At 31.9% G+C, this 7,835-nt stretch carries 7 protein-coding genes; 6 read left to right on the top strand and 1 reads right to left on the bottom strand.

The genetic code is table 11. From position 1 onward, the window contains the following. Positions 1–711: hypothetical protein (locus tag WDZ41_00090; GenBank protein MEX0939740.1), on the bottom strand; the 711-nt coding region annotated here is incomplete at its 3' end. Positions 712–1,213: 502 nt separating this feature from the next. Here WDZ41_00090 and WDZ41_00085 point away from each other — a divergent pair. The 6 genes from WDZ41_00085 to WDZ41_00060 are packed head-to-tail and all read left to right on the top strand — an operon-like array spanning position 1,214 to position 7,698. After that, on the top strand, positions 1,214–2,218 hold the full coding sequence (locus WDZ41_00085) for an NAD(P)-dependent oxidoreductase (GenBank protein ID MEX0939739.1): 1,005 nt from the start codon (positions 1,214–1,216) through the stop codon (positions 2,216–2,218). A 3-nt stretch (positions 2,219–2,221) separates the two neighbouring features. After that, positions 2,222–3,370 (top strand): LegC family aminotransferase, encoded by a 1,149-nt coding sequence (locus WDZ41_00080; protein MEX0939738.1) that lies wholly within the window; start codon positions 2,222–2,224, stop codon positions 3,368–3,370. Then, positions 3,363–3,980 (top strand): acetyltransferase, encoded by a 618-nt coding sequence (locus tag WDZ41_00075; protein MEX0939737.1) that lies wholly within the window; start codon positions 3,363–3,365, stop codon positions 3,978–3,980. Before WDZ41_00080 ends, WDZ41_00075 begins: the two co-directional genes overlap by 8 nt. 53 nt (positions 3,981–4,033) lie before the next feature. Next, entirely contained in the window at positions 4,034–5,080 is a 1,047-nt protein-coding gene (locus tag WDZ41_00070) for a nucleotidyltransferase family protein (protein MEX0939736.1), read from the top strand. A gap of 10 nt (positions 5,081–5,090) precedes the next feature. Next, positions 5,091–6,227: a hypothetical protein gene (locus tag WDZ41_00065; protein ID MEX0939735.1), complete on the top strand. Its 1,137-nt coding sequence runs from the start codon at positions 5,091–5,093 to the stop codon at positions 6,225–6,227. A gap of 4 nt (positions 6,228–6,231) precedes the next feature. Then, positions 6,232–7,698: an MOP flippase family protein gene (locus WDZ41_00060; protein ID MEX0939734.1), complete on the top strand. Its 1,467-nt coding sequence runs from the start codon at positions 6,232–6,234 to the stop codon at positions 7,696–7,698. Positions 7,699–7,835: the final 137 nt, after the last annotated feature.

Genomic DNA, 7,835 nt, shown 5'->3' with positions numbered 1-7,835 from the left:
TTCAATTTCTTTTTGAACAATCGCAGATTTCAGCTCTGCCAAACTCCCGATCAGGGCTTCCAACTGGTTCGACACTTCTAAAATCCCATATTCATTTTGAAATTCATTCAACTTTTGTTCGGCTTCAGCTAAACTTTTTTCGTTTTCCAGAAATCTTTGTTCAATTATTTTAAGGTTTTCTTGTGCCGATTCAATATTGATAATTTCCAATTTCTCCTGTAATTCAGTTAGGATAAATTGATTCATTGCCTGTGCTCGTTCAGGTTCTTTATCAATTACCCCTATTTTCACAGATACAATTGGATTAAAACCAAACCCACCTTCCCTTACTTCCTCAATTTCTATAAATCCCATTAACTTTTCATAGAGAGCTTCTTTGATGTCTGTTCCATAAACCTCAGCAAGCTCAAATCTTTCAATCAGCTTATCTTTAAGATTTTGGCTATTAAGGATCACCAACATAGTTTCTCCCCCTACCTTATTTTGTCCGCCACCAATCGACCCTATATTTTGTAAAAGCCCGCCTAAACTTCCAATGCTCTCTCTTGTTTGAACAATTTCTGAAGAAGAACGAAAGGATTTTGGCCACACCAAGCTAGTAATCAAAGCAATTAATGTGATCCCAATTACAACTTTAAGGATTAAGGATTTATTTTTTGCAAGAATAATTAATATATCAAAAAAGTCTGTTGTGTTACTTTTTTTTGTCAATCTTCTGTTGTTTTGTTTAATAAATTAGTATTCAAGTAGCACTCATATTTAATTAGTTGTTAGTTTGTACTATCATTAGAATATCCTTTGCTACAAAACTCAAAGATAGATAATAAAAATTTAATGCTCTAAAAAGTTTGTATCAATAAATTAAATTGCTATTAGGCTATTTTTGAATAGAAGTGTACAAACCATTAAATAAAATTTTATACTTTAGACTTCTTGCATGCTCTGTTATTTTAATCCTTGAAAAGCTTCTTTTGGAAGTAATTTAAATATTTAAAATCGTTAAGCTTTAACCTTTTTTACACAACATAATTTCTTTGCTTTTTTAAACTTTTTAAAAAGTACTTCAATGTTACAATAAAATATTGCTTCAAAATTTGAACTAATTTGAGCGATTCAACAACAATCAATAGTTAATTAATTTTACAAGAGTTTATCTATAGTATTAATGGTAACTTTGAAACATTAACAATCTAATTATTTAAAATTTAAGATTATGCCCAATAAAAATATTTTGCTATTAGGGGGTGCTGGATATGTAGGAACAGTACTCACATCACATCTACTGAAAAAAGGTTACAAAATTACTGCTTTTGATAATTTTACATATGAAAATGAATTTTCAATTCAACCTTACTTAGGGGATCCTAATTATAATTTTATAAAAGGGGATATAACAAATGAAAATGATTTACATAAATCTATTCAAGGGATAACCGATGTTGTTTTATTGGCTGGATTGGTAGGAGACCCGATTACAAAAAAATATCCTGAAGCCTCAAAAAAAATAAATTCTACAGGTATTAAGAACTGTATTAATTTTCTTAATGGAAAAGGGTTAAACAGAGTAATTTTTATATCCACATGCTCTAATTATGGGTTAATTGGCGAAAATGAATTAGCCGATGAAGAATTTAAGCTTAACCCGCTTTCATTATATGCAACGGCAAAGGTGGAAGCAGAAAATCAACTATTGAGCCTAAATGGTAAGGCCGATTTTACAGGCACAGTCTTGCGCTTTGCAACAGCATTTGGACTTTCTCCCCGTATGCGGTTTGATTTAACCGTAAATGAATTCACTAGGGACTTATACTTCGGAAAAAAACTTGTGGTTTACGATGAACAAACTTGGAGACCCTACTGTCACTTAAGAGATTTTGCAAGACTTATTGAAATGGTGCTTGAAGCTGATAAAGACCGTGTAAATTTTGAAGTTTTTAATGCCGGTGGAGATATTAACAACTTCACAAAAAAAATGATTGTTGATGAAATCTTAAGATACATACCTGATGGAAAGGTTGTGTATAATTCAAAAGGAAGCGACCCCAGGAATTATAAAGTGTCATTTAAAAAAGTAGAAAAAACTTTAGGATTCGGACCGAAATTTACTATTGAAGACGGTATTCATGAATTAGTAAAGGCTTTGGGAATTGGCGTGTATGCTGATTCGATGACAAACACTAATAAATATGGAAATTTCCAGATTAATTACGATGGTTAATATATGGACTTCAATCAAATAGTCACTTTTATACAAGATCAATATAAAACTAAAGACTATATACCATTACACGAGCCCAGGTTTGTTGGAAATGAAAAAAAATATGTTTCAGATGCTATTGACTCTACCTTTGTTTCATCCATAGGTGCCTATGTAGATAAATTTGAAGACATAATCACTCATATTTCTCAAACAAAAAGAGCCGTGGCAGTTGTAAATGGTACTGCAGCCTTGCAGGTAGCTTTGCGGCTTGCAGGGGTACAGCAAGGTGATGAAGTACTAACTCAGGCGTTAACTTTTGTTGCAACGGCTAATGCTATCACATATAATGAAGCAGTTCCGGTTTTTTTAGATGTTGATTTAGATACAATGGGTTTATCTCCTAAAGCAGTAGATTCATTTTTGAACGAGTATGGCGAACGACGAAAAGGAAGCTGTTTTAATAAAAAAACGGGTAAGAAAATTTCCGCTTGTGTTCCTATGCACACATTTGGATTTCCAGTACATTTAAATGAGTTGATGGAAGTATGTGCAAAATGGAACATTCCAATAGTAGAAGATGCTGCTGAAGCATTAGGTTCTACCTATTATGGGAAACCTACAGGTAGCTTTGGAACAATAGGGATTTACTCTTTTAATGGTAATAAAATTGTTACGGCAGGCGGTGGAGGGGCTATCGTTACGAACGACAATAAAAAAGGCGACCTGGCTAAACATTTGACAACTACTGCCAAAAAAAAGCATCCTTATGAATATATTCATGATGAAATAGGATATAACTACCGTATGCCCAATTTAAATGCGGCTTTAATCTGCGCACAATTGGAACAATTAGATTTTTTTATTGAAACAAAAAGGAAATTAGCACTTAACTATCACACATTTTTTAAAGAAAATGGAATAAAATTTCGTTTACAAAACCCAAATACTGAAGCTAATTATTGGTTAATGTGTGTGGAGTTGGATAGCTTTACCGAAAGAAATCTTTTTTTGCAAGAAACCAACAAAAGAGGCATTATGACCCGTCCTATATGGAAATTAATGTACAAACTGCCAATGTTTAAAACTTGCTATCGAGATGAACAAAAAAATGCTGAGATCTTAGAAAATCGAATTGTAAATATCCCAAGTAGCGTAATCATACATGATTAAAAACATACTTTTAGGATATTCAGGCCATAGTTATGTTGTTGCTGAAGCAGCATTGCAAAATAAACTTTCAATAATTGGGTATACTGATCATAAGGAAGCAATGCAAAATCCATTTAATCTTAAGTATATGGGTTTTGAGAAAAATGATGATTTTGAGGGATGGAATAAAAACTATGGTTTTATTTTAGGGGTTGGGGATAATCGAATAAGAAATCAAATTGCAGATTTTATTCTAAGAAAAAATGAAGAATTAGTTAAAATAATTCATCCTTCAGCAATTATTGCAGATAAGGTAAATGTAGGGAAAGGTGTTTTTATAGGAGCAGGAGCAATAATTAATCCAATGGTAAAAATTTCAGATACTGTTATTATAAACACAGGTGCAATTGTTGAACATGAGTGCAACATCAAAAAAGGTGTTCATATTGCACCAAGTGCTGTTTTAGCCGGGAATGTCTCTGTTGGTATGCGTTCTTTTATCGGCTCAAACTCTTTTATTAAGGAGGGAGTTAATATTGGTGAAGACGTTATAATCGGTGCCGGTACCGTTGTACTTACTGACGTCCCCAGCGGGAACAAAGTCGTGGGTAATCCAGCAAGATTTATTTAAATAAAATGAGTTGTATTTTTTTTCTTTAACGCACTCAAAATTTTCATAAGTAAATGTATAAAAACAGAACTATTAATAAATCTTCTTCATTATTTGATGCTCTTAAAAAAATGGATAAGCTTGATAAAAAACTGCTTATCGTTTTTGATGAAAATGATAAATTTGAAGGATTATTGAGTGTTGGAGATATCCAACGCGCCATAATAAAAAACAAACCATTGGACAGTCAGGTTAAAAAGGTATTACGTTCAAATATTAAAGTGGCCCACCCCGAAGATTCTTTTTCAACAATTAAGAATATGATGCTCGAGTTTCGAATGGAACTCTGCCCTGTAATAAATGAACAAAATGAAATTGTACAGGTGTTTTTTTGGGAAGATATATTTGGAGATGAACTAATAAAACCAAAAGAAAGATTCAATTTACCAGTAGTTATAATGGCCGGAGGATTTGGTACAAGACTAAGACCTATTACACATATCATCCCCAAACCTCTTCTTCCTATCGATAATAAAACGATGCTGGAACATATTTTTGACCGATTCCATATTTACGGAAGTGACACTTTTTACATTTCGGTGAATTATAAAGCTTCTTTAATTGAATTTTATTTAAGAGAACAAAACCTTCCCTACTCAATTACATGTTTTGAAGAGGAAAAGCCACTGGGTACCGCAGGCAGCCTTTCACTTCTGAAAAATCATTTAAAAGAAACGTTCTTTGTTAGCAACTGTGATATTTTAATAGAACAAGATTACTCCGAAATCTTGAACTATCATAAAAAAAATAATAATGAATTAACTATTGTTGCTGCTTTAAAAAATTATGCAATCCCTTATGGAACAATAGACACAGGTGACAACGGACAATTGCTATCCTTAAATGAAAAACCAAACCTTACTTTTAAAATTAACAGCGGAATGTATGTTCTTGAGCCTCATCTGCTCGATGAAATTCCACATAACAAATTTTTTCATATTACAGACTTAATTGAAAAAATTAAAAAAAGGGCTGGCACTGTTGGAGTTTTTCCAGTGTCAGAAAAATCCTGGAAAGATGTAGGGAAATGGGATGAGTATTTGAGAAATATCGGATACTAAGTAGAACTAAATGTCTAAAAAAAGAATCTTAATAGTTGGTAATGCTAACCATTCCTTGATTACTAATTATGTAAAATGGCTTAAAAAAACCAGAAGGGATTTAGAAATAGATATATTGACAGACAGGTTGATTAAGAATAGTGCGAGAGTGTACTATAATAATGTCTACTATATTAATTTTTATAATCTTCTCTATAGCATTATTCAAAGAATACCGGGCATTAGAGCCTTATATGCATCTTATCTTTATTCAAATATAATTAAAGAAGTTTCAAAATATGAATTTGTCCATATTCATTTTCTTAGCATGCATTTTTCATATTTTATTTTTTTAGTAAAAAAATATACCAATACAAAGGTAATTACTACAATTTGGGGTAGTGATTTTAGTCATCACTATTATAAAGATAAAAAACTTTTCAAGACTGCTTGTTCTCTATCTGATAAAATCACATTTGCAAATAAAAAAAAGCGAGAGAAATTCATTGAAAAATTTCAATGGAAAAAGGACAACCTGCTTTTATGCCGTTTTGGACTTGCCCCGCTTGAGATTTTAAAAGAAATAAATATTACAAAAGAAGAAGCCAAGAAAAAATTAGGATGGGATCATAATAAAATTGCTGTAACTATTGGTTATAACTTAAATCCGCTGCAACAGCATCTGAAAATATTGCAGGAACTAAATAGTTTAAAAGAATATCATAAAGACATTGAACTTATACTTCCTCTTACTTACGGAGGTAATAAAGCTTATAAAAGAAAATTACTAAAAACACTTAACAAACTTCCTTTTAACTATAGAATATATGATGAGTATTTAAGTGATTATACAGTCTCTTTGATACGTAAAGCCTCTCAAATTATGATCCAGTTGCAAAAAACTGATCAGTTTTCTGGCTCAATGCAGGAACACCTTTATACCCGGAATGTAGTTATTACTGGAAGCTGGCTTCCTTATCAAACAATGAAAGACTATGGGATTAATTTTTTAGAAGTTGAAAGAATAGACCAATTATCTGGAACATTGATTCAGGTTTTAAAAAACTACAACAACTATCATAAAGATACATCTGCCAATCCTGCTGCAGTACTTGAGTTGAGTTTATGGGAAAAAAATATCTCCAATTGGGCTCAATTATACGAATAGTCCAATGAATCTAAAAAGTACAGCAATATCAGGTGTAAAATGGACTTCGATAGAAAAAATCGGAAAATCAATATTTCAACTGCTACAAATTGCAATTTTAACTCGTTTTTTACCTAAAGAAGCATTTGGTCTCGTAGCGATTGCACTTGTTGTAATTGGATTCACTAACATTTTTGTAGATTTAGGCCTTTCCTCTGCCATTCTCTATAAACAAGATGCAACTGAAAAAGAATATAGCAGCATCTATTGGTTAAATATTTTTATCTCCCTCTTCATGTTTGCCTTTCTTCTAATAATCACTCCTTTTATATCAGCTTTTTATGAAGAAAAAGATTTGGTAAACATCATTCCCATTTTAGGAATTAATTTACTACTAATGGCGATTGGCCGGCAGCATCGGACTATAATGCAAAAGGACTTTAGATTTAGACCTATTACCTTTATTGAGCTAATCGCCTACTTTTTAGGGTTGATTGTAGCAATATTTTTAGCATATGAGGGAGCCGGTGTATATAGCCTGGTTTATTCAACACTTTTATACTCTGCTGTTTCAAATGTTTTATTCCTAGTTACCAATATACGTAACAACCCTATTAGCCTGCGTTTCAAAATCAACGAAATTAAACCCTTTTTACGAGTTGGAGGATATAAAACAGGAAGCAGAATTTTGGATTTTATTTCACAAGAAGCTGATATCTTTATTATAGGCAAGATACTTGGTGCCGAATTGTTAGGGGTATATACCCTGTCTAAGCAGGTTGTTCTAAAACTTTATTCTTTGATTAATCCTATAATAGTTAATGTCTTAAGCCCTCTTCTTTCTTCTATACAAAAAGATAAAGAAAGGCTAAAGAAATCATATCTACAAGTAATCCATTTTTTAGCCTATATAAATTTACCTCTCTTCTTAGTAGTTTTAGCCGGATCAAAAGAAATACTATATTTCCTCTATGGTAATAGCTATGTGGAAGCTTATCTGGTGTTGTCTTTTTTATCCCTCTATTATTGTATAACATCTCTTTCTAATCCTGTTGGCAGCCTGCAGATTGCAACAGGAAGAACAGATATTGGTTTTTTCTGGACGATATTACGTGTTTTAATTACTCCTGCTTTTATTTTCATAGGGGCATTGCATAGTATAAACGGAGTGGCATTCGCTATTTTACTGCTGGGGGTTCTATTGTTAATTCCTTTGTGGTATATACAACTTTTACCCTTGGCAAAAATCTCACTAAAAGAATATTTTCAACAATTTTACAGACCCCTGATTATATTTTTAATTCTTGGAATATTAGCAATGTATTTGCAGACTATATTTGATATATACCTGCCCATTATCAGTATTTTCGCCAAAATATTGTTCTTTCTTCTCCTTTTTGTAGGAATACTATACCTGATAGATAAAAGCTCTTTTAAAAATAATCTTCAGTTTATTTTTTCTACGATAAAAAAAAGAAGCACTGATACTTAATAATTCACTTATACAGAAGCTTTCTGTATGCTTTTTCACCCACCAAGTTCTAAGACCGAGCTTAAGAAAAATCTAAACTGGTCACTGCAAAAAACACATTTATTATATATAGCTAATCTTTATGAGGAAAAAGGAGT

Source organism: Candidatus Babeliales bacterium, from assembly GCA_040879965.1.
Classification (GTDB): Bacteria; Babelota; Babeliae; order Babelales; family JACPOV01; genus JBBDJI01.
Note: the sequence above shows the minus strand (reverse complement) of the source record. Positions and strands in the feature narration are given on the sequence as shown.